The sequence below is a fragment of the Bacillus sonorensis NBRC 101234 = KCTC 13918 genome, assembly GCF_001592005.1.
GTDB lineage: Bacteria > Bacillota > Bacilli > Bacillales > Bacillaceae > Bacillus > Bacillus sonorensis.
The window spans coordinates 1-25,435 of the sequence record NZ_BCVZ01000017.1 but is presented as its reverse complement, the minus strand read 5'-3'; the positions used below and the strand labels follow the sequence as shown (position 1 = coordinate 25,435).

Annotated in this window: 29 protein-coding genes and 2 other annotated features; of the genes, 5 read left to right on the top strand and 24 right to left on the bottom strand. The window is 47.2% G+C overall.

Translation table 11 applies throughout. From position 1 onward, the window contains the following. A complete protein-coding gene (gene nadC / locus BTR1S_RS16400; protein WP_006637836.1) occupies positions 1-858 on the bottom strand; it encodes a carboxylating nicotinate-nucleotide diphosphorylase in 858 nt (285 codons plus the stop codon). After that, entirely contained in the window at positions 839-2,413 is a 1,575-nt protein-coding gene (gene nadB / locus BTR1S_RS16395) for an L-aspartate oxidase (protein WP_029419253.1), read from the bottom strand. Before nadB ends, nadC begins: the two co-directional genes overlap by 20 nt. Positions 2,414-2,512: 99 nt before the next feature. On the opposite strand from nadB, the gene BTR1S_RS16390 reads away from it, so the two are divergent. Then, entirely contained in the window at positions 2,513-3,691 is a 1,179-nt protein-coding gene (locus BTR1S_RS16390; RefSeq protein ID WP_006637838.1) for an IscS subfamily cysteine desulfurase, read from the top strand. After that, positions 3,660-4,202 (top strand): transcription repressor NadR, encoded by a 543-nt coding sequence (locus BTR1S_RS16385; RefSeq protein ID WP_006637839.1) that lies wholly within the window; start codon positions 3,660-3,662, stop codon positions 4,200-4,202. The genes BTR1S_RS16390 and BTR1S_RS16385 overlap by 32 nt, the downstream gene beginning before the upstream one ends. A gap of 47 nt (positions 4,203-4,249) precedes the next feature. Here BTR1S_RS16385 and pheA read toward each other — a convergent pair whose 3' ends face one another. The 9 genes from pheA to BTR1S_RS16340 all read right to left on the bottom strand — a co-directional run bounded on the left by pheA (position 4,250) and on the right by BTR1S_RS16340 (position 10,549). Continuing rightward, a complete protein-coding gene (gene pheA / locus BTR1S_RS16380) occupies positions 4,250-5,101 on the bottom strand; it encodes a prephenate dehydratase (protein WP_006637840.1) in 852 nt (283 codons plus the stop codon). Between the two features lie 26 nt (positions 5,102-5,127). After that, on the bottom strand, positions 5,128-5,571 hold the full coding sequence (thrR, locus tag BTR1S_RS16375; RefSeq protein ID WP_006637841.1) for a transcriptional regulator ThrR: 444 nt from the start codon (positions 5,569-5,571) through the stop codon (positions 5,128-5,130). Positions 5,572-5,666: 95 nt separating this feature from the next. Then, positions 5,667-6,953, bottom strand: coding sequence for a GTPase ObgE (obgE, locus tag BTR1S_RS16370; RefSeq protein WP_006637842.1), 1,287 nt, complete (start codon positions 6,951-6,953; stop codon positions 5,667-5,669). A gap of 21 nt (positions 6,954-6,974) precedes the next feature. Beyond that, on the bottom strand, positions 6,975-7,565 hold the full coding sequence (locus BTR1S_RS16365) for a sporulation initiation phosphotransferase B (protein ID WP_006637843.1): 591 nt from the start codon (positions 7,563-7,565) through the stop codon (positions 6,975-6,977). A 244-nt stretch (positions 7,566-7,809) separates the two neighbouring features. Further along, positions 7,810-8,091 (bottom strand): 50S ribosomal protein L27, encoded by a 282-nt coding sequence (gene rpmA, locus BTR1S_RS16360; RefSeq protein WP_006637844.1) that lies wholly within the window; start codon positions 8,089-8,091, stop codon positions 7,810-7,812. A gap of 12 nt (positions 8,092-8,103) precedes the next feature. Then, a complete protein-coding gene (locus tag BTR1S_RS16355; protein ID WP_029419252.1) occupies positions 8,104-8,445 on the bottom strand; it encodes a ribosomal-processing cysteine protease Prp in 342 nt (113 codons plus the stop codon). A 12-nt stretch (positions 8,446-8,457) separates the two neighbouring features. Beyond that, a complete protein-coding gene (gene rplU / locus BTR1S_RS16350) occupies positions 8,458-8,766 on the bottom strand; it encodes a 50S ribosomal protein L21 (RefSeq protein WP_006637846.1) in 309 nt (102 codons plus the stop codon). A 12-nt stretch (positions 8,767-8,778) separates the two neighbouring features. Then, positions 8,779-8,854, bottom strand: a sequence feature (ribosomal protein L21 leader region). Between the two features lie 59 nt (positions 8,855-8,913). Next, positions 8,914-9,780 carry a M50 family metallopeptidase gene (locus tag BTR1S_RS16345; RefSeq protein WP_029419251.1) on the bottom strand — a complete coding sequence of 289 codons (867 nt, stop codon included), beginning with the start codon at positions 9,778-9,780 and terminating at the stop codon, positions 8,914-8,916. After that, positions 9,773-10,549 carry a peptidoglycan DD-metalloendopeptidase family protein gene (locus tag BTR1S_RS16340; RefSeq protein WP_006637848.1) on the bottom strand — a complete coding sequence of 259 codons (777 nt, stop codon included), beginning with the start codon at positions 10,547-10,549 and terminating at the stop codon, positions 9,773-9,775. The genes BTR1S_RS16345 and BTR1S_RS16340 overlap by 8 nt, the downstream gene beginning before the upstream one ends. A 148-nt stretch (positions 10,550-10,697) precedes the next feature. On the opposite strand from BTR1S_RS16340, the gene BTR1S_RS16335 reads away from it, so the two are divergent. Together BTR1S_RS16335 and BTR1S_RS16330 are read left to right on the top strand one after the other, a co-directional pair. Then, entirely contained in the window at positions 10,698-11,132 is a 435-nt protein-coding gene (locus BTR1S_RS16335; RefSeq protein ID WP_029419250.1) for an SRPBCC family protein, read from the top strand. Beyond that, positions 11,132-11,464 carry an ArsR/SmtB family transcription factor gene (locus BTR1S_RS16330; RefSeq protein WP_006637850.1) on the top strand — a complete coding sequence of 111 codons (333 nt, stop codon included), beginning with the start codon at positions 11,132-11,134 and terminating at the stop codon, positions 11,462-11,464. Before BTR1S_RS16335 ends, BTR1S_RS16330 begins: the two co-directional genes overlap by 1 nt. A 47-nt stretch (positions 11,465-11,511) precedes the next feature. On the opposite strand, the gene minD is transcribed toward BTR1S_RS16330, so the two are convergent. The 11 genes from minD to BTR1S_RS16275 form a co-directional block, all read right to left on the bottom strand. Beyond that, positions 11,512-12,318, bottom strand: coding sequence for a septum site-determining protein MinD (minD, locus tag BTR1S_RS16325; RefSeq protein WP_006637851.1), 807 nt, complete (start codon positions 12,316-12,318; stop codon positions 11,512-11,514). Between the two features lie 2 nt (positions 12,319-12,320). Then, positions 12,321-13,001: a septum site-determining protein MinC gene (minC, locus tag BTR1S_RS16320; RefSeq protein ID WP_006637852.1), complete on the bottom strand. Its 681-nt coding sequence runs from the start codon at positions 12,999-13,001 to the stop codon at positions 12,321-12,323. 55 nt (positions 13,002-13,056) lie between these two features. Continuing rightward, positions 13,057-13,575, bottom strand: coding sequence for a rod shape-determining protein MreD (mreD, locus tag BTR1S_RS16315; RefSeq protein WP_006637853.1), 519 nt, complete (start codon positions 13,573-13,575; stop codon positions 13,057-13,059). Then, positions 13,572-14,480, bottom strand: coding sequence for a rod shape-determining protein MreC (gene mreC, locus BTR1S_RS16310; protein WP_006637854.1), 909 nt, complete (start codon positions 14,478-14,480; stop codon positions 13,572-13,574). Before mreC ends, mreD begins: the two co-directional genes overlap by 4 nt. A 30-nt stretch (positions 14,481-14,510) precedes the next feature. Further along, positions 14,511-15,521: a rod shape-determining protein gene (locus tag BTR1S_RS16305; protein ID WP_006637855.1), complete on the bottom strand. Its 1,011-nt coding sequence runs from the start codon at positions 15,519-15,521 to the stop codon at positions 14,511-14,513. An 87-nt stretch (positions 15,522-15,608) separates the two neighbouring features. Next, positions 15,609-16,283 carry a RadC family protein gene (gene radC / locus BTR1S_RS16300; RefSeq protein WP_006637856.1) on the bottom strand — a complete coding sequence of 225 codons (675 nt, stop codon included), beginning with the start codon at positions 16,281-16,283 and terminating at the stop codon, positions 15,609-15,611. Positions 16,284-16,337: 54 nt separating this feature from the next. Continuing rightward, positions 16,338-16,910 (bottom strand): Maf family protein, encoded by a 573-nt coding sequence (locus tag BTR1S_RS16295; RefSeq protein ID WP_006637857.1) that lies wholly within the window; start codon positions 16,908-16,910, stop codon positions 16,338-16,340. A 150-nt stretch (positions 16,911-17,060) separates the two neighbouring features. Then, a complete protein-coding gene (locus tag BTR1S_RS16290; RefSeq protein ID WP_029419248.1) occupies positions 17,061-18,092 on the bottom strand; it encodes an SPOR domain-containing protein in 1,032 nt (343 codons plus the stop codon). Between the two features lie 197 nt (positions 18,093-18,289). Further along, positions 18,290-19,024: a prepilin peptidase gene (locus BTR1S_RS16285; RefSeq protein ID WP_034326386.1), complete on the bottom strand. Its 735-nt coding sequence runs from the start codon at positions 19,022-19,024 to the stop codon at positions 18,290-18,292. Between the two features lie 147 nt (positions 19,025-19,171). After that, positions 19,172-20,470 carry a bifunctional folylpolyglutamate synthase/dihydrofolate synthase gene (locus BTR1S_RS16280; protein ID WP_006637860.1) on the bottom strand — a complete coding sequence of 433 codons (1,299 nt, stop codon included), beginning with the start codon at positions 20,468-20,470 and terminating at the stop codon, positions 19,172-19,174. 74 nt (positions 20,471-20,544) lie between these two features. Beyond that, positions 20,545-23,187 carry a valine--tRNA ligase gene (locus BTR1S_RS16275; protein WP_029419246.1) on the bottom strand — a complete coding sequence of 881 codons (2,643 nt, stop codon included), beginning with the start codon at positions 23,185-23,187 and terminating at the stop codon, positions 20,545-20,547. A gap of 57 nt (positions 23,188-23,244) precedes the next feature. Further along, positions 23,245-23,474: a binding site (T-box leader), on the bottom strand. A gap of 167 nt (positions 23,475-23,641) precedes the next feature. Between BTR1S_RS16275 and BTR1S_RS16270 the strand changes: the two genes are divergently transcribed. Next, positions 23,642-23,833 carry a YszA family small membrane protein gene (locus tag BTR1S_RS16270; protein WP_006637862.1) on the top strand — a complete coding sequence of 64 codons (192 nt, stop codon included), beginning with the start codon at positions 23,642-23,644 and terminating at the stop codon, positions 23,831-23,833. A 27-nt stretch (positions 23,834-23,860) separates the two neighbouring features. Here the strand turns inward: BTR1S_RS16270 and ysxE are convergent, their stop codons facing one another. Continuing rightward, the gene (gene ysxE / locus BTR1S_RS16265) at positions 23,861-24,883 is read right to left on the bottom strand and encodes a spore coat protein YsxE (RefSeq protein WP_029419245.1); all 1,023 of its coding nucleotides are present in this window, start codon (positions 24,881-24,883) and stop codon (positions 23,861-23,863) included. 15 nt (positions 24,884-24,898) lie between these two features. Beyond that, positions 24,899-25,435, bottom strand: a 537-nt coding sequence (locus BTR1S_RS16260) for a LysM peptidoglycan-binding domain-containing protein (RefSeq protein WP_156483222.1), incomplete at its 5' end; no start/stop codon positions are given.

Below are 25,435 nucleotides of genomic sequence, written 5' to 3'. Positions count from 1 at the left end.
TTACCTCTCCAATCCGATCATTTTGTTCAAATTGACATTCATGCTAAAATCAACGGCCTTTGCCGAATGTGTTAAATAGCCTAGAGAAATATAATCAACCCCCGTCCCCCTGTACGCCGGCAGGTTTTCGAACGATATGCCGCCAGAGGCTTCCGTTATAATGCCGGGAGGCGTCATATCCGAAAATCGCCGAACCGTCTCCGGAGGACAGTTGTCAAACATAATGATATCGGCCCCTGCTTCGACCGCCTCTGCGAGCTCTTTCTCAGACTCGATTTCCACTTCAATCTTGACCATGTGCCCACAGGCTGCCCGCGCTTTTTCCACCGCTTTTCCGATTGAACCGCAGGCCGCAATATGGTTATCCTTGATCATGATGCCGCCGTCCAGTCCAAAACGGTGGTTAAAGCCTCCTCCTATTTTGACGGCGTATTTTTCAAGCATGCGGAGGCCGGGAGTCGTCTTCCTTGTATCGCATATCCTGATATCGGGATCATTTAGCCGCATCACCGACCGCTTCGTCAGCGTGGCGATTCCCGACATTCGTTGGATGAGGTTCAGAACGACCCGTTCACCTGTCAAAAGGGAAGCCGCAGGACCTTTGAGGCGGGCGATCACTTCTCCTGTTGCAACAGGTTCACCATCTTTTTTATTGATGTCAACGGCGATTTTTTGATCGATCAGGGCGAATCCTTCCTTTATGACCATCGCCCCTGCAAACACGCCGTTTTCCTTGGCAGAAATGGCAGCCTCGCATATATGGTCTTCACTAAAAACGGCCTGTGAAGTGAGATCTCCCCAGCCGATGTCTTCTTTGAAAAAATGTTCAAGCATGTGCTTAAGCATGAGCTGCTGCATGATTCACAATCCCTTCGTTGTGTCTTATCGCGATCCGTCCTTTTGAATGGACGATTTGTTTTCCTTTCCAGTTTGCATCATCTCTTGCAGGAAAATCTGAACGGAAATGCCCCCCCCTGCTTTCTGTCCGAAGAAGAGCTGAGTCTGTCATCAGCTTGGCCGTCTGCCACGAATGCGCCAATTCAAGCTCTGCTTTTGTGATATCCTTCACATTTATACGCTGAACCGGCATCTCTTCAAGCCAATTTCTCACATTCCGCAGTTCGGCTTCTGAGCGGATCATTGAAACATGAGCCGTCATGTTTTTCTGGATGTCCTCCAAGCTGCATTCAGGGACGGAAAATACAATCTCTTCCGGTTTTGGCGCTTTTCCGCTGAGGGGCATTCTGTGTTTCATTGTTTGTATCCGTTCTGCCGCTCTTTTTCCGTAAACAAGACATTCCAGAAGAGAATTGCTTGCCAGCCGGTTGGCACCGTGAAATCCCGTACATGCCGCTTCCCCGACGACATAAAGATGTGGAACGGCCGTTTCTCCCCACCTGTTGACAGATACCCCGCCCATTAAAAAGTGCATCCCCGGCGATACGGGAAGCCGCCCTTGTTCGATTGAGATTCCCGCTTTATCACAGAGACTAGAAATCGTCGGAAACCGCTGGGTAAAGTCCGGTATGCTCGTGATATCCAAAAATATACGGCTCCCGGCTTTCTGTTTATGATGAATCGCTCTTGATACAATGTCGCGGGGCGCCAAATCCTTCATAGGATGCACCCCTTCCATGACCCTCTTTCCGTTTTCATCTATCAGGACGGCGCCTTCCCCGCGCACAGCCTCTGAAACAAGACCGAGGGCAAGCCCTTTCTTCACGAGAAGTGTGGGGTGAAACTGAACAAACTCCAAATCGGTCAGTTCGGCCCCGGCTCGGTATGCAAGTGAAAGCCCGTCGCTTGTCACCGAGCGGTCATTCGTATGCATTTGAAAAAGGTTTCCGCATCCTCCCGTAGCCAGCACAACACCATCCGCTTTTCTCAAGCGAACCTCTCCCGTGCTATCTTTTGTCCAGACGCCCGCACAGCAGCCATTTTCGATCCATAAATCAGCAGCGGCTTCATACTCCTTCAGCACGACATTCGAACCGAGCTTGTCGGCTAAATGACGAATCAGCATTCTTCCTGTCGCATCTCCGCCGGCATGCAAAATCCGGTTGGCCGAGTGCGCCCCCTCTTTTCCAAGCCTGAGGCGCCCTTGCTGGTCTTTGTCAAATGGGAACGCTTGGCTGATCAGCTCATGAACGAGCCGATGTCCGTCAACAATGGCATCATTGACCGTTTCTACATGATTGTGGCCGCAGCCGGCGTATAATGTATCCTCTGCATGCTGAACAATGGAGTCCTCCGGCATTATAGACGTGGCAATACCGCCTTGAGCAAGTGTCGAATTGCTGTCATGCACAGATTCTTTCGTAATAACAATGACTTCATATGAAGGCGGCATTGCCGCAGCAAAAGACAGCGCAGCCGCTCCGGCTCCGACGACAATAATGGTCTGACATGACATGATGATTCCCCCTGTGAATTTACATGTGTCTTGACACCTATATTTACATATAGATAAAATAAACTCAAGTATTTTTTACAGAATGGGAGTCTAAACATGGTGATTTATCTTGACTATGCAGCGGCAACCCCTGTCTTACGGGAGGCCGTTCAAGCGTTTCAAAAGCTCAGCACTGAAGTTTACGGCAATTCAAGCAGCCTGCATGATGCGGGCGGAACATCGGAAAGCATTTTGCATTACTGCCGTATGAAGCTGGCAGAGATGATGTCAGGTGAGGCAGAAGGTATTTATTTTACGAGCGGGGGTACGGAGTCTAATTTCTTGGCCGTCCAATCGATCTTGAAAGGCCTCCCTTCAGGGAAACGCCATTTTTTAATGACGGAAATGGAGCATCAATCCATGCATATTTTGAAGCGGTATCTGGCGGAGCTGGGCTATGAGGTTGGCGTGATGAAACCCGATGCTTCCGGGATCATCACAACCGATATTTTAAAACGGCACCTCCGCCCTGATACTGGGCTTGTTTCGATCCAGCACGCCAATTCAGAAACAGGAGTCATCCAGCCGCTCGCCGAATTGTCCGCCTTTTTGCATGAACGGGATGTCCTTCTGCATAGCGACGCCGTTCAGACATTTGCCAAAATTCCCGTCAGCGTTGAACAGCTTGGTGTCGACGCTTTATCTGTGTCAAGCCATAAAGTCTACGGACCTAAAGGCACTGGCGCTGTTTATATCCGCCCTGGCGTAAACTGGAAACCGGCCTATCCAGGCACACTGCATGAGAACGGCTTTCGAAGCGGAACCGTCAACGTACCTGGAATCGGCGCTTTTATCACAGCAGCAGAACGGACGGTCAGCGGCATGGACGCCGTTTTGGAAAAACACCAAAAGCTGCGCTCGTATTTTTTCCGCGGTTTACGGGAGCGGCGGCTTCCGATTTCCTCTGCGGTCCCGGATTCGCCTCAGCTTCAAGTGCTTCCGCATATTTTGGGTTGTTTTTTTCATTCCTATGAAGGACAATATGTTATGCTGGAATGTAACAGGCGGGGAATTTGTATTTCAACGGGGAGCGCGTGTTCCGCCGGCTATCATGAGCCGTCAAACACGATGAAGGCCCTTCGCATCCAAAGGGAACAGGCTCTTCAATTCATCCGCATTTCCTTCGGATCTGACACATCCAAAGAACACATCGATCAATTGTTGGATGTATTTGAAGCTATGAATCATGAGAAAGGAGACCATCGGATTGACAGACGGAGTAAAACTCACGGGAAGTGAGCGCCGCGAACGGCTGCTCGCTTGGCTGAAAGAATCAGAGGCGCCTCTAACCGGCGGCGAGCTGGCGAAAAAAGCTGCGGTTTCAAGACAGGTGATTGTGCAGGATATTTCTTTATTAAAAGCCAAAAATGAACCGATTATAGCCACAAGCCAAGGATATATGTATTTGCGGACGCAAACGGCCGATAAACAGCCGGTCAAGCGCATCATCGCCTGCGATCACGAACCCGGCAGAACGGAAGAAGAGCTGAACATGATTGTCGATTTTGGAGTGACGGTTCAAGATGTCACGATCGAGCATCCCGTATACGGTGATCTAACTGCATCGATCAGAGTTAGCACGAGAAAGGAAGTCTCCGATTTTGTGAAAAAAATCTCGTCCACAAAAGCCGCTTACCTGTCACAGCTGACAAACGGCATACACCTTCACACCCTGGTGGCAGATGATGAAGAGAAAATTGACCAAGTTTGTGACGCTCTGAAAAAAGCGGGCATCTTAATTCCCGAATAAGGCAAAAACAAAAGGTCCTCTGCCATGACGGCAAAGGACCTTTTTCATTATATTGTATACGCATAGTAAGTCCCGAGCATCTTTACTTTGCAGCCCAATGCTTCAAGCTCTGCTGCAGCACCAGGGATCAAAACCTCGTCTAACGCCATTTCAATATCAATAATAAAAAAATAATTTCCAAGCCCGGTTTTTGTCGGCCTGGATTCAATTTTGGAAAGATTCAAATTTCTCCAGGCAAACGCGGACAGCACTTGATGAAGCGCCCCTGATCTGTCTGAAGGAAGCGTCACCATCAATGTGGTCTTCGGTCTTGCTGCCAATTCGGGATTGACTTGAATGGAAGTATGTTGATCCGGATGGAGCATCACAAATCTGGTATGATTATGTTCATAATCATGAATATCCCGTTTTACAATGTCTAATTCATATGTTTTCGCCGCCATTTCATTGGCGATCACCGCGATGTTTTTTCCAGGGTTTTCGCTTACATATTTTGCAGCGGCTCCCGTTGAAGTGGCATATTCAAACGGAACAGACTCAAACTGGCCGTGCAAAAATTTATGGCACTGCGCAATCGCATGTGAATGGGAATAAATTTTCTCGATATCCTCCCATTCTTCTTTTCTCGAAGGATGGACAAGCAAATGCTGGCGGATCGGCGCCGTGATTTCCCCGACAATATAAAGCGGCTGTTCATGTATCAAATAATCGATTGTCAGGTTGACCGATCCTTCGATCGCATTTTCCAGGGGAACGACAGCCAGATCGATTTCACCGTTCATGGCTGCGTCCATGCAGGCAGGTATTGTATTATATGCTTGCTGATTGGCGTCTGCGAAACAAGAGCAGACGGCCAAATGGGTAAATGTAGCTTCTGGACCTAAATAACCGACTTTCATATTCATAGTATATACACTTCTCTCCCTTAAGCGCCCGAACCTAGTATTTCGACCTTTTCTACGAATTCCAGCTTTCTTAATTTGTTCATCAGCAAATCAACATTTCCGACCATTCCCCTCGTACTGACGGATAATGTGACATTCGCCCTTCCCTGTAGGGGGATGGTCTGGTGAATCGACAGAACGTTGCAGCCCGATTCGGCGACGACCTGAAGCAGGTGGGACAATGTGCCCGAACGGTCTTCCAAATGAAAAAAAAGCGTAATGATTTGTTCCTTGACCATTGTATAAAAAGGAAACACCGCATCCCTGTACTTGTAAAAAGCACTTCTGCTCAAATCGACTTTTTGGACGGCTTCAGCTACAGATTCGGCTTTCTTCCGTTCGATCAGCTTTTTAACCTCAAGCGTTTTCCGCATCGCTTCAGGCAGTACGTCTTCCCTGACAAGATAAAAGGTCTCCTCTTTCACTGACTTTTCTCTCCTTTTAAAAAACCCTGTATCCTAAAAAAGCGTTCTAACAGTTAACATGCGGAGAGTCTGCAATGGCAAACTCTCCGGCATGATCAGTCAATGAATTCAAATTCAAACTCCATGAGACGGATGATATCCCCGTCTTTTGCTCCCCGCGCGCGCAAGGCGTCATCAACGCCCATTCCGCGAAGCTGTCTGGCAAACCGCTTGACAGATTCGTCCCTTGAAAAATCAGTCATTTTAAATAAGCGTTCTAGCTTGGCCCCCGTCAGAACGAAGGTGCCGTCAGGGTCACGTGTAATTTCAAATGGCGCCTCTTCCTCTTCCAATTTGTACATGACTCTGTTTTCGGTGAGTTCTTCCTCATCGTAAAGAGGAAATTCCGGTGTTGTTTCCAGGCGGTCGGCGATTTCAAACAGCAGATCCCGCAATCCTTGTTTTGTAATCGCGCTGATCGGAAAAACGGGATGATCATCTGTCAGCTTTTCTTTAAACGCCTTGAGATTTTCTTCCGCCTCAGGCATGTCCATTTTATTGGCGACAATGATCTGCGGCCGTTCGGTCAACCTGAGATTATACTGCTCAAGCTCCTTGTTGATTGTCACATAATCCTCATAAGGATCACGTCCCTCAAGGCCGGACATGTCAATCACATGAACAATGACACGCGTTCTCTCGATATGTCTGAGGAATTGATGGCCGAGGCCAACGCCCTCATGAGCCCCTTCGATCAGTCCCGGCAGATCGGCCATCACGAAGCTGCGGCCGTCATCGGTCTCAACCATCCCCAGATTCGGGGCGAGCGTCGTAAAGTGGTAATCGGCGATTTTGGGCTTTGCCGAAGAAACGACAGACAAAAGCGTTGATTTTCCGACGCTCGGAAAACCGACAAGCCCGACATCGGCTAAAACCTTCAACTCAAGAACGACATAGCGCTCTTTGCCCGGTTCGCCGTTTTCTGAAAGCTGAGGAGCCGGATTTGCTGGCGTGGCAAACCGCGTATTCCCACGGCCGCCGCGGCCGCCCTTAGCAATGACGGCTTCCTGTCCATGCTCTGTTAAATCGGCGATGACCTGTTTTGTATCATCATCAATGACAACGGTGCCCGGCGGAACTTTAACGACCATATCATCCGCATTTCTGCCATGCTGATTTTTGGACATTCCGTGCTCTCCGCGCGGCGCCTTAAAATGCCTTTGATATCTAAAATCCATCAGTGTGCTCAGGCCTTCGTCGACTTTAAAAACAACATCTCCGCCTTTTCCGCCGTCTCCGCCTGCGGGGCCGCCTTTAGGCACATATTTTTCGCGGCGGAAAGCGACCATTCCATTGCCTCCGTCTCCGCCTTTAACATATACTTTTACCTGATCAACAAACATAATGTCCTCCGTTCTATTCCTTCAAAAACCGCATGACTTGATATGGATTTCAGCAAGACATTCCCGATCTGAAACATCAAGCCGCTTGATTTGATAAAAATCTTCATCTGATTGGTGTAATTCTTCAAAACCGGTCAGCTTTGTGAAGACGCCGTGAAAGTCCAGGTAGATGACGAGACTGCCGTCAGGCCCATCCGTCTGGAGCGTAAAGGTTAAATGATTCTCACTGCCTTCGGAAACGGAGTCGTCAAAAATCCGGAACAGCTTTCTGGCGAGAATCACAAGTTTCTCATCATAGGCAGAAAGGTCCCTGACTTCCCCGATCACCTCATATTCAAGAGTCAGTGAATGAGCCGTCCAGTTAAATGTAAGCAAATCATAAGCAAAACGCGGTATTTTCAGGTTTGAAAGCTTTGATTCATGCTGAGCTTCTATGACCACTTCGTCAATGATTTCAAACACGCGGTCATATTTCTTTAATGTTAGGTTTCCTTTAATCAATTGAAGTTTATTCATCCAGTCGTGTCTTGAATGGCTGAGTAAGTGGATGAGCTCATGGGTCAAAGCCGTATCATCCATATTCTTTTCTCGTTTTTTCGAAATTTCTTCCATTTTGGCACTCCCAATCGTTTGGTCTCTCTTTTAGGAGTCTGATTCGGTTTGTACTTTGAATTATAACAGAGAAGGCTGTATAAATGAAACACGTTTATCGCTTTAAGCGAAGCAGAATCAGAGCGGGATCCGGCTTTTGCTGCGGCGGTCGCCATCTGCCGGACAGTGTTTTTGCGTTTTAAATGGGAAATGGTGGTCTATGTAAAAAACTCCGGTCAAGAACGACCGGAGTTTCGTTTAAAGGTTAGGCTACAGGATATACGCTCACTTTTTTGCGGTCACGGCCGAAACGTTCGAATTTAACAGTTCCGTCGATTTTCGCAAATAGAGTGTCATCTCCGCCGCGGCCCACGTTTTCACCTGGGTAAATTTTTGTTCCGCGTTGACGGTAAAGGATGGAACCGCCTGTTACGAATTGACCGTCAGCACGTTTAGCACCAAGGCGCTTTGCCTCAGAGTCACGTCCGTTCTTTGTTGAACCTACTCCTTTTTTAGAAGCGAAAAACTGAAGATCTAGTCTAAGCATGTAACTCACCTCCTATATTCTTTTCTCGGTTACTTTTAGGTAACCTTTGTAGTCCCGTTCGATGGTTTGCAGGGAAACGAGCATGCCTTCAAGAAGCAGCTGGGCTTTCTCCCTCGCTTCCTGATCCGTCTCATCGGGGAATGCAAAAGACAAAAATCCTCCATCTTCCCCAAGATCCAGAACCGGGTCAATGCCTGTCAGCTTGATGACCGCATTGATGGCCCCGATGGCAACAGCCGATGCTCCTGCACAAACGAGATCCTGTCCATGTTCAGCAAAATTCGCGTGCCCCGACATTTCAAAGGACAAAATGTCTTTGTTCGATCGGGATCTTGTAATCGTTGCTTGAATCATATCCTACACGCCTTAAGCGTTGATTTTTTCAATGACAACTTTTGTGTAAGGCTGACGATGACCTTGTTTTTTGTGTTGGTTTTTCTTCGGCTTGTACTTAAACACGGTAATTTTTTTAGCGCGGCCTTGTTTTTCAACCTTGCCTGTTACCGTAGCACCTTCAACCGTCGGGTTGCCAACTTTTACGTTTTCACCGCCGACAAACAATACATTGTCAAAAGTAACTGTTTCGCCAGCTTCAGCAGCAAGCTTTTCAACGTATACTGTTTGACCTTCTTCAACTTTGATTTGTTTTCCGCCTGTTTGAATAATTGCGTACATCTCTGCACCTCCTAATAAACTAAGACTCGCCAGTCACAGGGGGCTTAAGAAAGCACTTAACACCTGTGCTGAGCGGTTGTAGCACGGGTGCTACATCCATAACATTAAAAAATATATCAAAATTAGAGCCGAATGTCAATGAGTTTCTCAATAAACCAAAAGAAGCTCTTCCATTGAAGATGTTGTTCGCTTATCGGCAAAATAGGCGTGAAGAACTTCATTTTCATCAAGCTGGCTCAGTTTTGCCCCGTCTTTCTCGACGATGATCGGGTGCTTGCAGCCTCTTTTGAACATCAGCATCACATCGTATATCTGTTCATCTGCGCAAACGGTAAGCGGCGAAAGCCGGCGGACTTCCCGCTCTTTCCCGTAATAGCGCTCAAGCAGAAAACGGATATGGGCGTAATGCCTGTTTCTGTATTCCTGATAAAGGGAGACGGCCAGAAAAACGAGCAGCACCCAGGCGCTCAGCTGCATAGGAGAAATCGCTAACACCGCAATGATACATACAGCGCAAAAGAAACACGATACCGACAGGCTCAGTTGCTGTGCTTTTTGATACGGAACATATTTCGAAAAGAGCAGAAACAGCAATTTCCCCCCATCAAGCGGCCAGACAGGGAACAAATTAATAAGCAGGATCGTCATGTTGTAAAATGTGAACATGTCAAACATTTTCGGTTCAATCAGCGAATTGGCTGACAAAAGCCAGACTGCGAATTGAAGCCAGATATGCTGGACCGGGCCCGCCGCAATGACGGCAAGCTCTTCTTTCAATGGTCTGTTGCCATGCTCGTCAACCTCAAGCGTTCCCCCAAACGGAAGCAAAAAAATGCGTTTGATTCTCCATGAAAAATAAACGGCGGCGGCGGCATGGCCGAGCTCGTGGATCAAAATAATGATCATTAAACAAAATAATGCTTTTACATGCCCGGTCATTAAACCGAGCGCCATCACAAGCCATAGCAATGGATGAATATGAAGCTTTGTGATGAGCTCTGTCCATCTATTCACCAAATGATATCACCTGTATCGGATCGACAAATTCCTCTCCTTGTTTGATCGCAAAATAATAGACGCCTTTATGGTCTTTATTTTGCTGAATCGTTCCGAGCTTGGCTCCTTTGTCGACAAAATCGTATAAAGCGACATTCGCTTTTTTCAGCTGGCCGTAGTAAGTATGGCTGTTGTCAGCATGCTGAATGACAACGGTCAGTCCAGTTTCTGGGCTTTTTTCCACTTCAACGACATAGCCCTCTTTCATGCTTTCAATCGTTTCGCTTTCCGTTTCCACTTTAATTCCCTCACCGGAAAATTTTTCCTGAACTTTCCCCATCGCAGGGGTGACAAGCCCCTGGTTTACCTCTAATTGATCAGTCTGTTTGCCGTTTTTCGGCTGAAATAGGGAAATCGGGTGTCCGAACGTTGATTGATACCAATGCTCAAGGGCCGCAAACTGAAATTCTTCTGAGAAAACCTGTCCGATCACGGGTTTTATCTGTTTTACAGGTTCAAATTGGCCTTTGTAGGCAATGGCAGAAACAAGAACGAGACACGCTGACAGGAGGCATTTTATGATGAGCGCATCGGCTTTCACAAGCGGATGCTTTCCATTGATCAGAGTTGAACTCCCCTTATATGGGGGAAACTCTTCAGGTTTATCCTCTGAAAAGGCTGTCCAGGCGGGCGGCTTTGTTCTATCAAAGCGGTCTGCCCCGTTTCCCGGCGTTTTCCGTCTTTTTTTCGCCATTCTTTTGCGAATTTCATCTGCTCTGTGACTCATCACCCTCATCCTTTACATTCAGGTTGGTTTGTACATGATATGTCTTGTCCATCATATTTATACCGATAACATTGACATGAAACCAAAAGGGTTTATATAATAAAAGCGAAACCTTTTGGTTCTATTTTTTTTGACGGAGGTATTACCAATGACAGAACAAAACAATCGTGTGCCTGATATACATAAAAGGGTGACTTTTGATGCACCGATTCAAAACGTATGGAAGGCGGTGGCCACGAGCGAAGGAATATCAGTCTGGTTCATGCCGAACGATTTTCAGCCTGAAATCGGATATGAATTTACCCTGCAGTCGCCGTTTGGTCCATCACCGTGCAAAGTGATTGAGCTTGAAGCCCCGCATCGCCTCGCCTTCAGCTGGGATACATCAGGCTGGGTCGTGACATTTGAATTAAAAGAAACAGACGGCGGCAAAACAGAGTTTACTCTGATTCACTCCGGATGGGGAGAGCCTGAAGAAATCAATCCAAAAGCGGGACAAAGTCAGTCGTCTGTCCGGGACACAATGAACAACGGCTGGGAAGCGATCGTCAACAAAAAGCTTCGTCAGGCTGTTGAAAACTAGTGTCTTCATCAGCGCAAAAACAACATGATGTGTTTCGGGCGGTCGCTGATCCAACGCGGAGAAAACTGCTGAAGCTTCTCGCTGATCGGGAAATGCCCATTACCGATATCAGCAGCCATTTCCCGATGACCCGGACAGCCGTCTCCAAGCATCTGCGGATTTTGTCTGATGCACGGCTTGTGAGTGAACGAAAGTCGGGAAGAGAAAAACTGTACACGCTTCACCCCGAACCGCTGATTGAATTGCAAGAATGGCTCTCCTATTTCGAACGGTATTGGGATAACAAGCTCTCCATGCTGAAGCATTATGTGGAGAATGAAGATGCGGAATGAAATTCTATTAAAAAAAGCAATCTCATCACCTGAGATTGCTTTTTGCATTACGAGCGAACGCCAAAAAACGATTTGATTCTTGCAAATACGCCTTTATTTTCTTCTTCAAACGACTGTAAAGGCACGGACTCGCCGAGAACGCGGCGGGCGATGTTCCGGTATGCGATTGAAGCCTTATTATTGGGATCCATGACAACCGGCTCTCCGTTGTTGGATGCTTTGATGACATCATCATCATCAGCGACGATGCCGATCAATTCGATTGATAAATGCTGGATCACTTCATCAACGTCAAGAGTATCGCCGTTTTTCATTAAATGGTTGCGAATCCGATTGACGATCAGACGGGGCGGTTCAATGTTTTCTTCTTTTTCAAGAAGACCGATAATCCGATCGGCATCACGAACGGCGGAAATTTCCGGTGTCGTGACAACGATGGCTTTGTCTGCGCCCGAAACCGCATTTTTATATCCCTGTTCGATTCCTGCCGGACAGTCGATGATGATATAATCAAAATCCTGCTTCAGCTGCTGGATTAATTTGACCATTTGCTCAGGCAGAACCGCCGATTTATCGCTCGTCTGTGCCGCCGGAAGCAAATATAGCAGATCATCAAAACGTTTATCTTTCACAAGCGCCTGATGGATTTTGCATCTTTCTTCCACAACATCCACCAGATCATAGATAATTCTATTTTCAAGGCCCATGACGACATCCAGGTTGCGCAATCCAATATCTGTATCAACAAGACATACACGCTTTCCCAAAATGGCAAGGGCGGTGCCAAGATTCGCGGATGTCGTCGTTTTTCCTACTCCGCCTTTCCCCGAGGTTATTACGATAGCTTCACCCAACTTTACATTCCTCCCTCAAGCCTTGTTAAACTAGGTCTTAAATGAGCCAATTGTTGAAGGCGGTCAATGACCATATTCTCTTCTTCGTCTAAATAAGCACATTCCATGTCGTTCCCTTCTTGGATGTGGTCTGGGGAGCGGTTGAGCACATGATTGATGCGCAATTGAGTCGGTCTCATGTCCGAAGCCGCAATAACAGCTCGTTTATTTCCATTAAAACCAGCGTGGGCAATCCCTCTTAATGAGCCGAGAACAAAAATATTGCCTCCGGCCTTCACCATTCCTCCCGGGTTCACATCCCCTATCAGAAGCAAATCGCCCTCTGTTTCAAGCACTTGTCCCGAGCGGACGATTTTAGCGACAGAAACGATTTCGCTTTCTTTTTTTAAGCGGTCTGCTTCTTTTTTGGTCATGACTTCACTTTCAATGGAGTGGATAAACAGATTCTGCTTCTCAGTGATCACTTCTGTCAGCTTTGCTTCTTGCTCCTCTGTCACATAGCGGTAGCCAAGCTTAATGAGAACGCTGATTTTCTGGCCTTTCCCATCCATATAATGTTCGAGTGACAGCATATCCTGAAGACCGTACAATAATTCTTCAAAAGAGCATGTGTCATCAAGATGAAGCGTCAGTCCATTTTTCGTTCCTTTAATTGTTACATATTGCTGCTTTTGGGTCTTCACGGTGTTCACCTCAACATCATACTCATTTCGACATCGGCTTGATAAAATCCTTTTTTTACTCTTCCCGAAGCTCTTTCTTTAGACTGGTAAAAAACACTTTAAACGGGTAAATGAGCAAAATCCCCGCAACAGCGTTTAATCCGAGCGTAGGAAGCAGCCTTCCCAGTACAAATTGATAGAACGGCATGATCTCCGGGCGAATCAGCGTCTGCACGCCGTATTGGTAAAATTCAAGCACAGAGACGGCAAGCACCGCTATAAAGATGACGACAAGAGCGTTTGTCTGCAACACTTTAAACGCCTTTGACGTTAAATAGCAAATACCGGCAAATCCGAACATATACACACCTAATAGGTCAGTGTAGTTAATATCATATAACAGTCCGAAAATAAATCCATATGTAATGGCGTACGGCTGATTGACATAGGCCGTCATAAAAACCAGGACAAGCAGCAGAAAACGGGGAATCAGCTGCTGGTCATCGCTTGTAAAGGGCAGCCTGATGAAATCGGCATAGACGCTTTCAGATGACAAAACAAACATCATGATGACAGGAAGAAGGAAACGTTTCACGAACCTTCCTCCTTCTCATCCATCTTGTCTACATCGACCGTATCCAGCGTCCGGTCAACGACGATTACATTATCAAGGTTATATAAATCAGCAGCCGGCTTCACGTAAGCGATTTTCGTCAAACCGTAGGAATCCGGTTCGACCTCTGTCACCTTTCCGATCGTCAAGCCTTTCGGAAAAACTCCGCCTGCCCCGGAGGTTTCGACAAGGTCGCCTTTTTTGACTTCCCTTTCTTCATCAGGCTCAATAATTTCCATTGACAGCGCCTTTTTATCGGCGTCATAACCATTAATAATGCCGTTTACGGTTTTCTTGCCTTTATCAGCCGAGATGACGGTGGAAATTCGATTGTTTCTGTCTGTTGCGCTTAAAAGCTGAACAGTGGAAGTGAAGTTATTCACTTTCGTGCTTTTGATTTTTCCGATCAGGTTGCCGTTTTCGTCCGTGACGGCCATATCCTTTTCAACGCCGTGCTTTGAGCCTTTGTTAATGGTAATCAGATTCCACCATTCATACTTGTCGGGATTTCTCGCGATGACAGTAGCCAAAATCGGATTGTAATCTCTGATCGACTTCAAATGGCCGAGTTCTTTGCGAAGAGACTTGTTTTCATTTTCAAGCTCCTGCAGTTTTGCTTCATATTGCGTTTGGCCGTCAAGTTTCTTCCGAAGGCGCTCATTTTCATTATAAGTGTTTTTTAAGTCTTCTATATTTTCAAAGAAGCCCGCGAAAAACTGGGCGGGCGTATGAAAAATGTTTTGGAATACACCAGTTGTATCGCCAATGAATTTTTCGGGCCAAGTTGCATTACGGTCGTTCTTCAACGAAAATCCAATCATTGCCACCAAAATGATGATACAAAGGAGTAAAAGCATCAACCGTTTATTCGTAAAAAACTGCGGCATGATTATACACCTCTTCTATTCCCTGTGTCCTTAATTTTTCCCTTTAAATAGATGAATTTGTTCAAGTGCTTTTCCTGTTCCGATCGCTACACAGTCAAGAGGGTCTTCCGCAATTAAAACCGGCATTTTCGTTTCTTCGCTGATGACTTTGTCAAGGTGGCGAAGAAGCGCGCCGCCGCCCGTCAGGACGATTCCCCGGTCCATAATGTCAGCCGCAAGTTCAGGCGGGGTTTTTTCAAGCGTGTTTTTTACGGCGTCAACAATTGCGGACACCGTATCACGCAGCGCCGCAGTAATTTCTTTCTCAGTGATTTCGATTGTTTTCGGCAGCCCTGTCAAAAGATCCCGGCCGCGGATTTCCATGCTTTCTCCGTTTTCGGTGGCTTCGGCCGAGCCGATTTCAAGTTTGATAGCTTCAGCTGTACGATCACCGATCATCAAGTTATACGTTTTTCTGATATAAGAGATGATCGCTTCATCCATTTCATCCCCCGCTACCCGGATAGACTGGGATGTCACAATCCCGCCAAGGGAGATAATCGCGACTTCGGTCGTACCGCCGCCGATGTCAACAACCATGCTGCCGGTCGGCTCCCAAACAGGAAGGTTCGCGCCGATGGCTGCGGCAAACGGCTCTTCAATCGGATATGCATCACGAGCGCCCGCCTGGCGTGTGGCATCGATAACCGCGCGCTGTTCTACAGCCGTAATCCCTGAAGGTACACAAACCATCACATACGGTTTTCTTGCAAACAAGCCTTTGTTTTTCACAGCTTTGCTGATATAATGCTTCATCATCGTCGCCGTCGTTTCATAATCGGCGATGACTCCGTCTTTCATCGGGCGGAGGGCAACGATATTGCCGGGAGTCCGTCCGATCATATTTTTCGCATCATTTCCCACTGCGACAATTTGCTTTGTATCCGTTTGGAGCGCAACAACTGAAGGCTCCCTGACGACAATTCCTTTTCCTTTCACAAAAACAAGCGTATTCGCCGTTCCCAAATCTATTCCAAGGTCTCTCGCACCAATTCCAAACATTTGTATGTATCTTCCTTTCTTAAAACGAAATTCCTAAGCAAAAACCCATAAATTCTATTATAGCTTAATTTAATGAAAAAAAAAGTGTTACAAATAGCCTTTTTCTTTTAAGCTCACAAATTTTTGATCGCCGATGACAATGTGATCGAGCAATTCGATTCCGATCAGCTGTCCGCATTCATTGAGACGCCTTGTTACATCAATATCTTCACTGCTTGGGGTCGGATCTCCAGAAGGGTGGTTGTGCACGCAGATGAAAGAAGCGGCAGACCGCTTTAAGGCCTCCTTAAATACTTCCCGCGGGTGAACAATGGAGGAATTCAAGCTTCCGATAAAAACCGTGCGCTTATGAATCACCTGGTTTTTAGAATTCAGATAAAGGCAAACGAAGTGTTCCTGAGACAAAAACCTCATATCTTCCATCAGCAAATTGGCAGCATCCTCAGGAAAACGGATCACATAACGCTCTTCATATACAAGCTGGTGGATCCGCCGTCCCAGCTCGAGAGCCGCCAATATTTGAACGGCTTTTGCGCGGCCGATGCCGGAGATGCTGGAAAGCTCTTCAGCCGAGGCTTCTTTCAGCAGACGCAGACCGTCAAACGTCTGAAGAAGGCGGTTTGACAGCTGCAGGACCGATTCTTTTTTTGTCCCGGTCCTTAAAAGAATCGCCAGCAGTTCGTGGTTCGACAGGCTTTCGGCGCCTATGTTCAGCAGCCGTTCGCGCGGCCTTTCATCCTCCGGAAAATCTCTTAATTTCATTGGCATGTCGCTTATGGTAAACCCTCCCTGTGATTCCCCTTCCCGTTCGGTTTATCAATAGGAGTTCAGACCAAATCGCTTCAGCATTCTCATCGTTTTTGAAATCGGCAGCCCCACGACGGAATAATAATCTCCCTTTATATGTTTGACAAAGAGCGCGCCTTTTCCCTGTATGCCATAGGCGCCCGCTTTATCAAACGGTTCGCCTGTATCGATATAGGCGCTGATTTCTTTTTCGTCAAGGGGCCAGAACGTGACTTCGGTCTCTTCAAAAAATGTTTCGCATTTGCTGTTTGACTTGATGCAGACACCCGTAAGCACAGAATGGGTCTGACCGGAAAGCATTTTAAGCATTCTTTCCGCTTCCTCGGCATCTTTCGGTTTGCCGAGACAGACGCCTTCAAAACAAACAATGGTGTCGGCCCCAAGCACGACAGCATCAGGATATTGGTCGGCTACTACCCGCACTTTTTGTTCCGCCAACCATTTGACGTTTTCTGCGGGGGAAAAGTTTCGATTTAATTTTTCTTCTGCATCGCTGACAACGATGCTGTATGGTATTTGCAAAAGATTGAGGAGTTCCTTTCTGCGGGGTGATTGCGAAGCTAAAATCAGCGGTTGTGTCATCAGTAGCCATCCTTTCATGGGTTTTTGCTATCAGAAAAAAGATACTTGTTTATCCTACCAAAAGAACGGCTCAGCCACAATTTCAGAAAAGTAACTTTTTGATGACAAAAAGCGAAAAATAAAAAAACCAGCGCATCGGCTGGTTCCTGATTACTTGATTTGGCTGAGCAATAGCTGCTGGCTTTTCCAGCCGTTCGTTGCAGTCGGTTTTTCCAGCAGGTCCACGGCTTTCAGTATGCCCTCTTTCACCTTTTTAGAGTCGCCTTCCGGTTGGATTCCATCAATTTCCGCTTTGAGATCGGCGATGTTTTTTTCGGTCACCTCTGCGCCGAGAATCGCCTTGGCTGACAGCTCCGCCGCTTCTTTAAAGGCCGGTGATAAGCCTGAATCAAGCGAAAATGACAGCTCTTTTCCGCCCCATGCTTCAAAATCGTGATCAATCAATATCTGCCCGAGCTGTGAGGTCATCTGCTTCTCTCCGGCGATGCCGGCGATGACATAATATCCGTCATCTTTTGCCAGCGGAACGGCGGCATAGCCCTTTTCCACGATCTGAGACGCCAAGGTTTCCGCCCCTTCCTTTGAAGAGAATTTGCCCGCTTGAACGGCAAAGGCTTTAAGATCGGCACCTGCTTCGCTGACTGCTTTTTCTCCCCCATCGCTTCCTGTCGTGTCGCCGGCTTTGGCGGTTTTGCCGCCTCCCTCATCCGCACCGAGGCTTGCTGATGCCGGCACTTCTTCTTGATTTGATGCGAGATTAAGAGCAAACACACCGAGGCCTGTACCGAGCAAAACGGCGAATATAATGGTCACTGCAAAACGCTTAAAAGGGTAAGAGAACGATTTTTTCGCCTTTTGATAGACTTTGCCTTCATTTTTCTTTTTGTAGGGCGCCACCACTTTGGGATCATCTTGAAACACGTCTTCTTCCTCATCAGGCGGAGCCCATGTAAACTCGTCGTCTGTTTCGGGTTTGCTGTTTTCTTTGGAAGCCGACACTTCCTGCTCGGCCTTTCGCTTTTCTTCCCAATTCGAAAAAGTGAGTTTCTTTTCTTGATTTTTTTTCGGCGCCTCTTTCTCAGTTCCGTATATCGTCTCTTCTTTCCCGTTGATCATCACTTTAAGCGGATCTTCTTTCCCAATGTTCCGGGGCGAATTTCTCTTGCTTTTCCGTTTTTTCATATGTACTTCCCTCGCTTTCCGTTTTTGATTTTATGATAAGCATGCAGGAAAAAACGATTCTATTAGAGGGAAGCCAGAAGGAAGGAGGAGATCCCCTAAAGGCCTGTCCCTCTTATTGTCCACACTTTATCACAGCCTGCAAAAAAAAGAACAAGACTTTTGTCGTCTCGTTCAAAAAGGTTTCGTCAAATTTTTCATCATATCATCTGAATGTATAAGCCGATCAGCGGGTCGCCATAAAAATAGCCTGTCAATGTTCCGATCAAAATGGCGGGCGCAAATGGCAATGGCTCTCTTCGTTTTAGCTTCCCAACCAGCATCGCCGCGAAACCCATCACCATTCCGGCAGCCGCAGACAGAACGAATACGAGCAAAATCTGGCGAACCCCGAGGACGATGCCAAGAACGGCAAACAGCTTTACATCTCCCCCGCCGATGCCGCCTTTCGTCATCACAGCCGCAACAAGCGGCAGCAGACAACCGGCAATCGCTCCAGTTAAGCTTGAATGCCAAGGCTCAAGCGGGAACAGGATGCGCCCGGCGGCAAAAACAGGCAGAAAAAAACAAAGGACGGCATCAGGTATGACCATATACATCACATCTGAGACAAACACGATAAGCAATAAAGAAATGAGGAAAAGCGCGATGACAAGCTCTCCGGGATCGCCAATCCTTAAATAGGCAAAGGCAAACAGCAATGCCGCCGCAAGCTCAACGGCCGGATACACGATGGAAACAGGCCGTTTGCATCCCCTGCATTTTCCCCTCTGCAATATATAGGACAACACCGGAATCAGTTCAAGAAAAGTGAGCGGGCGGCAGCAGTCAGGGCAGGCGGAGCGGGGAGCGATCAAAGAGGTGTTCTCGGGTATGCGGCGGCCGGCCACATTAAAAAAAGAACCGAGCACTAAACCGAATATAAATAAATACATCAATAGACATCAGCCTCTCGCATGATTTGCCGGCCTGAATCTGAAAGGGCCGGAGGCTATAAGTTTAGCAAACCGGGGAAAGACGCGCTTTTCTTAAAATCTAAAAATGCGCTCCCAGCCGGGGGCTGAAAACGCATTTTTTGCCCTTTATTCTTTTAGTGCCGACCTGACGGCGGAAATGAAGTAAAGCGAACCCGTGATGATCACAAGTGCTTTTTCGTCCGCTGCTTTTTCGTCGATCAGCCGGAAAACGGAAGCGATGTTTTCATCATACGTTTTACAGCGGGCATGGCATTGTTCATACAGCTTTTGGGCGGATTCGGCTCTCGGAAAATCAAAGGATGTAAAATGAACCGAAGACGCAAACGTCTCCAATTTGCGGATCATGTCCTGATATGGCTTATCTTTTAATGCACTAAAACAAACATGGATGTTTCGCTCCCCAAAATGAGCGGCAATCGTCTCAGCCAGCCTGTCGACGCCTTCCTTGTTATGGGCGCCGTCAATAAACGTAAGCGGTTTTTCGAGCACTTTTTCAAAACGTCCGGCCCATGCCGCTTTTTTCAAACCGGCACGAAGCTCCTCAGAACGAATGGCAGCATGTTGTTCAGCGGCGAGCCATTCAACGGCCAGAATCGCCAAGGACGCATTTTGCCGCTGATGGGTTCCCATCAGACCGGTTTCCATCTTTTCATACTGATGCCCCGGCGTCCTCAGCGAAAACTGCTCCCCATCCGGCAATGAACGCTCCCCGTATATGTCGCAATGTTCATAAAGGGATATGAAGGAAGATCCGCTTTCAGCCGCTTTCCGTTTGATGACCTCTGCCGCTTCATGCTGATGAACGGCTGTTAAAACGGGAACGCCGCACTTGATGATCCCGGCTTTTTCAGCTGCGATTTCCTCGAGGGTTTCTCCTAAAATGGCGGTGTGGTCATGACCGATGGTCGTGATGACCGTCAAAATCGGGTCTACGACATTGGTCGAATCGAGACGGCCGCCAAGGCCGGTTTCAAAAATCACAAAATCTGTCTTGCGGTATTTGGCAAAATATAAAAATGCGCATGCTGTAATAATTTCAAATTCCGTAGCCGCCCCGTATTCGGTTTTTTCAAGCTCGAGCACGAGCGGTGCGATTTCATTAAAAAGCGCCGTCCACTCCTCATCCGAAATCGGAATGCCGTCTACGCTGATCCGCTCATTAAAGGTGATGATATAAGGAGAAGTGAACGTGCCTGCCGTATACCCGGCTTCATTTAGTATCGAACGGATAAAAGCGATCGTTGAGCCTTTTCCATTCGTTCCGGCCACATGTATGGCTTTGATCTTCTTCTCCGGGCGGTCAAGCGCGTCGAGCAGCTTTTCCATTCGCCCGAGTCCCGGTTTTATCCCAAATTTAAGCCTTCCGTTAACCCAGCTGAGCGCTTCATCAAAAGTACTGAACAAGGCTATTCCTTCCCTTCAATAATGAAGGTGTTTCCCAGCCTGATGAAGACTGAAAAACACCTCATTTTCATTTTCTAGTTTTTCAATTCAGCGATTCGTTTTTCTACAGCTTCGCGTTTTGCCGTATAATCCGCTTCTTTCGCCCGTTCTTCGTCGATAACGTGCTGAGGCGCTTTTTTCATAAAGCCTTCATTGCTCAATTTTTTCTGAACCCGTTCTACTTCTTTCGTCAGCTTGTCGAGTTCTTTTTGAAGGCGGCTGATTTCTTCATCGATGTTGATCAGGCCCTCAAGCGGCAAAATCAATTCCGCGCCTGATACAACGGCGGTCATCGCTTTATCAATCGTCTTGATGTCCGTACCGATTTGAAGCACGCTCGGGTTCGTAAAACGTTCCACATATGAGCGGTTTTCTTCAAGACGTTCTGCGACATCAGGAGTGCTTGTGTTAATATAGAGCTCGATTTGTTTGCTGAGCGGCGTATTGACTTCGCTGCGGATGTTCCGCACAGCGCGGATCACCTCAACGAGAAGCTTCATGTCGGCCGCGGCTTTGTTGTCGGTATATTCTTTGACGGCTTCAGGCCACTTCGCGACCGTGATCGATTCGCCTTGATGAGGAAGGTGCTGCCAAATTTCTTCTGTCAAGAATGGCATGAACGGGTGCAGGAGCCGCATCGTTTGATCCAAAACATACGCCAAAATGGAACGTGTCGTCTTTTTAGCCGCTTCATCATCGCCATAAAGCGGAAGTTTGGCCATTTCAATGTACCAATCGCAGAAATCGTCCCAAATAAAGTTGTATAAATGGCGGCCGACTTCTCCGAATTCATATTTGTCAGCGAGCTGTGTCACCGTTTCGATCGTCTCGTTTAATCTTGTTAAAATCCATTTATCAGCAACCGATTTTTCACCTGATAAATCAAGCTCTTCATACGTCATGCCGTCCATGTTCATTAATGCAAACCTTGAAGCATTCCAGATTTTGTTTGCAAAATTCCATGTTGATTCAACTTTTTCAAAGCTGAAGCGCAAGTCCTGTCCAGGCGAGCTTCCGGTCGCAAGAAAATAGCGGAGCGAATCGGCGCCGTACTTGTCGATTACATCCATAGGATCGACTCCGTTTCCGAGCGATTTGCTCATCTTGCGGCCTTGATCATCGCGGATCAGTCCATGGATCAAGACGTCTTTAAACGGACGCTCTCCAGTGAACTCGATGCCTTGGAAAATCATTCTGGACACCCAGAAGAAAATGATGTCATAGCCTGTGACCAGGACGTTTGTCGGATAGTAGCGTTTGAAATCTTCCGTGTCAACGTCAGGCCAGCCCATTGTCGAAAACGGCCACAGAGCCGAACTGAACCATGTATCAAGAACATCTTTGTCCTGCTCCCAGTTTTCGGCATCCTCCGGCGCTTCAACGCCAACATAGATTTCGCCCGTTTCTTTATGATACCAGGCCGGAATTCGATGACCCCACCACAGCTGGCGGGAAATGCACCAGTCGCGGATATTTTCCATCCAGTGTAGATAGGTTTTTTCAAAACGGTCTGGAACGAAATTGACTTTCCCTTCACTTTTTTGCAATTCGATTGCCGCATCGGCAAGCGGCTGCATTTGCACGAACCATTGCGTTGAAAGATAAGGCTCAACGACGGCGCCGCTGCGCTCGCTGTGGCCGACGGAATGCGTATGCTCTTCGATTTTGAACAACACGCCCTGTTCTTGAAGATCTTTGACAATCGCTTTACGGCACTCAAAACGGTCCATGCCTTTGTATTGAAGGGCATTGTCATTCATCGTACCGTCTTCATTCATGACGAGAATCCGCTCGAGATTGTGGCGGTTACCGATTTCAAAGTCGTTCGGATCGTGTGCCGGCGTGATTTTAACGGCGCCTGAACCGAATTCCATATCGACGTAGTCGTCACCGACAATCGGAATTTCTCTTCCCGTAATAGGCAGAATCACTGTTTTTCCGATTAAGTGTTTGTACCGTTCATCTTCCGGATGAACCGCTACGGCTGTGTCTCCGAGCATTGTTTCCGGACGGGTCGTCGCGATTTCAATCGAGCCTGAGCCGTCTTTGAGCGGATAGCGCATATGGTAGAACGCGCCTTGAACATCCTTATAGATGACTTCTATGTCGGATAGAGCCGTTTTTGTGGCCGGATCCCAGTTGATGATATATTCTCCGCGGTAAATCAGCCCTTTTTCATAAAGCTTGACAAAGACTTCGCGCACCGCTTTTGAGAGCCCGTCATCAAGGGTAAACCGCTCTCTCGAATAATCGAGGCCGAGGCCGAGTTTTGCCCATTGGCTGCGGATGAAATCAGCGTATTCCTCTTTCCATTTCCACGTTTCCTCGAGAAATTTTTCCCGTCCAAGATCATAGCGGGTTTTTCCTTCTTCGCGGAGTTTGGCTTCAACCTTTGCCTGCGTCGCGATGCCGGCATGGTCCATGCCCGGCAGCCAAAGCACATCATAGCCCTGCATCCGCTTCATTCTTGTCACGATATCCTGCAGCGTCGAATCCCAGGCATGGCCCAAATGCAGCTTTCCTGTTACATTCGGCGGCGGAATGACAACAGTATACGGCTCTTTTTCAGGATCGTTTTTGGCTTCAAAAAATTTGCCGTTCACCCAATATTCATATCTGTCTTTTTCAATTGTAGCCGGGTCATATTTTGTCGGCATCGTCAGTTCTTGTTTATCCATTTTCAAACCTCCAGCGTATAAACGGCTGATCAATAGAAAAGAGTCCTCTTTATCCTGTAAAAGGACGAAGAGAACTCTCTCGCGGTACCACCTTTTTTCATGAATGCCAAACAGGCATTCACGCACTTAAATGGGATAACGGGGCTTTCCCGAATTTCTCTACTCTAGTTCAAGAAATTGCGCTCCTGGGCGACCTTCCAAAAAAGACTGGCTGGAAAACCTTTCAGCAGGCGGCTTCCCTCTCTGTAAGCGTCTGTTTTTGTACTCTTCCCATTCAAAGCGGGTGATCATTGACTTTTCAGCACGTACTTTTTCTTGTTCTTATATTACTAAATCTTTTTTTATTTCGTCAATCATCTTTTCCGTTTTTCTCTCGTTTTATACGAGATTGGGCCATGCACATGAGCTTATTTTTCTCATATGATGCTGTAACGAAAAGGAGAGGAGGCATAAGGTGCGAAAAAAATTCAACACATACTCACTTCAGCCGTGGCTAAAACAAATCCGACTTGTCGCTGTCCAGGTCGTCCTCCCGATTACGGTCTTTCAAGGCATTCGAACCATAATCTTTCCAACGACATTTGACGTTCTCCTCTTGGGCATTCTCATTTTCCTTGCATGCGCCTTTCACCTTGACTGGATATAAAACCGGCTGCAAGCAAAAAAGTCCGCATCATGTTGATGGGGACTCTGTTTCTTCCTGGAGCTTGCGGTTTTCCTCTGTTTCATGAATATTCATCACAAGCGGTTCCGCATTTTTCATTTGCCAATACGCCTTCAGCAGTCTTGCGCATTCTTCTTTCTCCCCGAAGCGGTTCCCGGTCTGGTAGCGCTTCAGCACGGAAAAGACGGGTGCCGGATATGCCATATAGCTTAAAAATAAGCTGATTTCCTCCTCCCGCAAAGGATAGGCTTTGTGATACGCATAAAACCAGTTCACACATTCCGGACATATGACGGGATTCGTCTTGAACGTTCTTGTAAAAAATACGATCAGGTCATTTGCAGGCGGTGCATATCCCGCTTTTTCAAAATTGGCAAAATAGCCTGTTCCCATATCATTATAGAGAAAATGATGAACCGATAATTGCCCGTGATTTAAGACGAGTCTGGAAGACTCTTTATCTTTGATGGCTTCATGCCAATCATCAAGGCGTTCAAGCGCAAAGTCGACGGCCGATATCGTCTCTCTGTAATACATCGCCGCCTGAAGCTGAAAGGGAGACATATACCATTCTTTTTCAGCCGCGGCGACAATCTCTTCATATCTTTGTTTTTGCGCTTCCCACTTTCGTTTTGTCCGTTCATAGTGCCCGATGATATCCTCTTTCCTCAATCGAGTCTCTTTTTCGGTTCTTTGGTGAAGAAGGGCGATTTCTCGAAATAAATATTCATGCTTTTGATCACGTTCTTCCTCTTTTTCAAGAGCAAGCCATGGCATCAAATAGCAGAAATCGGCGCCCGCCCCGGTCAAAAATTCCCCGGCCCGATTCCTGTAAACGGGGACGAAATTTCTGTAGCCTTTCTCCTCAAGCAAGATCATCTGGTCAGTAAAACGGGTGTTCCTTGAAGCCTCCAGCTTTTTCATGGCAAACACGCCGTGGTCCGTGTATACCTTCCACACTTTTCGGCTGACAGGCTCAATATATTGAGCGGCAAGGCCGTATTCTTTTAATACAGGCTGAATGTCTTCCATTCCGTTCACCACGCATTAGGCATGGCTGTTATGGTAGTCGGGAATATAAAGGATTTGTCCTTCTTTTATTTCCTCATCAAGAGAAAGGGAATTCATCCGGATGAGCTGCTGGGCATTAATGCCGTAACGTTCGCACAGAAGATCGATTGTATCATGTTGCTGAACGATGCACATTCTCATTCGCGTAAACTCCTCCTCTCCCTGTTTTGTAAATAGCTTCGTTAAATAAAGCGCATTGTCGTTCTCCTTGACTGATCCGTCCGCCTCATCGCCTTCTCCGCTTTCATCCCTTTCTTTTTCAGGTTCTTCCTGCTCATGAAATGAGTATTCCGGAATTTCAATCGAATGGCTTGGTTCAGACTCTTCTTCAGCTGCTTCCTGCTTCACTTCAATTTCAAAGGACTGTGGTTCCCTCTCATCCTGTTCCTCTTCATCCTGCAAAATGTGGGGAACCCCGTAGAACGGCGCTTCTTTTGTTTCTTCATGGCCGGGGTAAGTTCTGTAAAGCGGTTCAGGCTCTTCGCTTTCTTTCATTGCTATTTCCGCTCTTTT

Bases quoted from the DNA above. Each gene is read 5' to 3' on its own strand.
- rplU (WP_006637846.1), bottom strand. From the start codon at position 8,766: ATGTACGCAATTATTCAAACAGGCGGAAAACAAATCAAAGTTGAAGAA.
- BTR1S_RS16340 (WP_006637848.1), bottom strand. From the start codon at position 10,549: ATGAGTCACAGAGCAGATGAAATTCGCAAAAGAATGGCGAAAAAAAGA.
- BTR1S_RS16285 (WP_034326386.1), bottom strand. From the start codon at position 19,024: ATGTATTTATTTATATTCGGTTTAGTGCTCGGTTCTTTTTTTAATGTG.
- nadC (WP_006637836.1), bottom strand. From the start codon at position 858: ATGCAGCAGCTCATGCTTAAGCACATGCTTGAACATTTTTTCAAAGAA.
- BTR1S_RS16290 (WP_029419248.1), bottom strand. From the start codon at position 18,092: ATGAAAAAACGGAAAAGCAAGAGAAATTCGCCCCGGAACATTGGGAAA.
- obgE (WP_006637842.1), bottom strand. From the start codon at position 6,953: ATGTTTGTTGATCAGGTAAAAGTATATGTTAAAGGCGGAGACGGAGGC.
- mreC (WP_006637854.1), bottom strand. From the start codon at position 14,480: ATGCCGCAGTTTTTTACGAATAAACGGTTGATGCTTTTACTCCTTTGT.
- BTR1S_RS16365 (WP_006637843.1), bottom strand. From the start codon at position 7,565: ATGGAAGAAATTTCGAAAAAACGAGAAAAGAATATGGATGATACGGCT.
- BTR1S_RS16335 (WP_029419250.1), top strand. From the start codon at position 10,698: ATGACAGAACAAAACAATCGTGTGCCTGATATACATAAAAGGGTGACT.
- nadB (WP_029419253.1), bottom strand. From the start codon at position 2,413: ATGTCATGTCAGACCATTATTGTCGTCGGAGCCGGAGCGGCTGCGCTG.
- radC (WP_006637856.1), bottom strand. From the start codon at position 16,283: ATGAAATTAAGAGATTTTCCGGAGGATGAAAGGCCGCGCGAACGGCTG.
- rpmA (WP_006637844.1), bottom strand. From the start codon at position 8,091: ATGCTTAGACTAGATCTTCAGTTTTTCGCTTCTAAAAAAGGAGTAGGT.
- BTR1S_RS16355 (WP_029419252.1), bottom strand. From the start codon at position 8,445: ATGATTCAAGCAACGATTACAAGATCCCGATCGAACAAAGACATTTTG.
- pheA (WP_006637840.1), bottom strand. From the start codon at position 5,101: ATGAAAGTCGGTTATTTAGGTCCAGAAGCTACATTTACCCATTTGGCC.
- ysxE (WP_029419245.1), bottom strand. From the start codon at position 24,883: ATGGAAGACATTCAGCCTGTATTAAAAGAATACGGCCTTGCCGCTCAA.
- BTR1S_RS16295 (WP_006637857.1), bottom strand. From the start codon at position 16,910: ATGACACAACCGCTGATTTTAGCTTCGCAATCACCCCGCAGAAAGGAA.
- BTR1S_RS16275 (WP_029419246.1), bottom strand. From the start codon at position 23,187: ATGGATAAACAAGAACTGACGATGCCGACAAAATATGACCCGGCTACA.
- BTR1S_RS16305 (WP_006637855.1), bottom strand. From the start codon at position 15,521: ATGTTTGGAATTGGTGCGAGAGACCTTGGAATAGATTTGGGAACGGCG.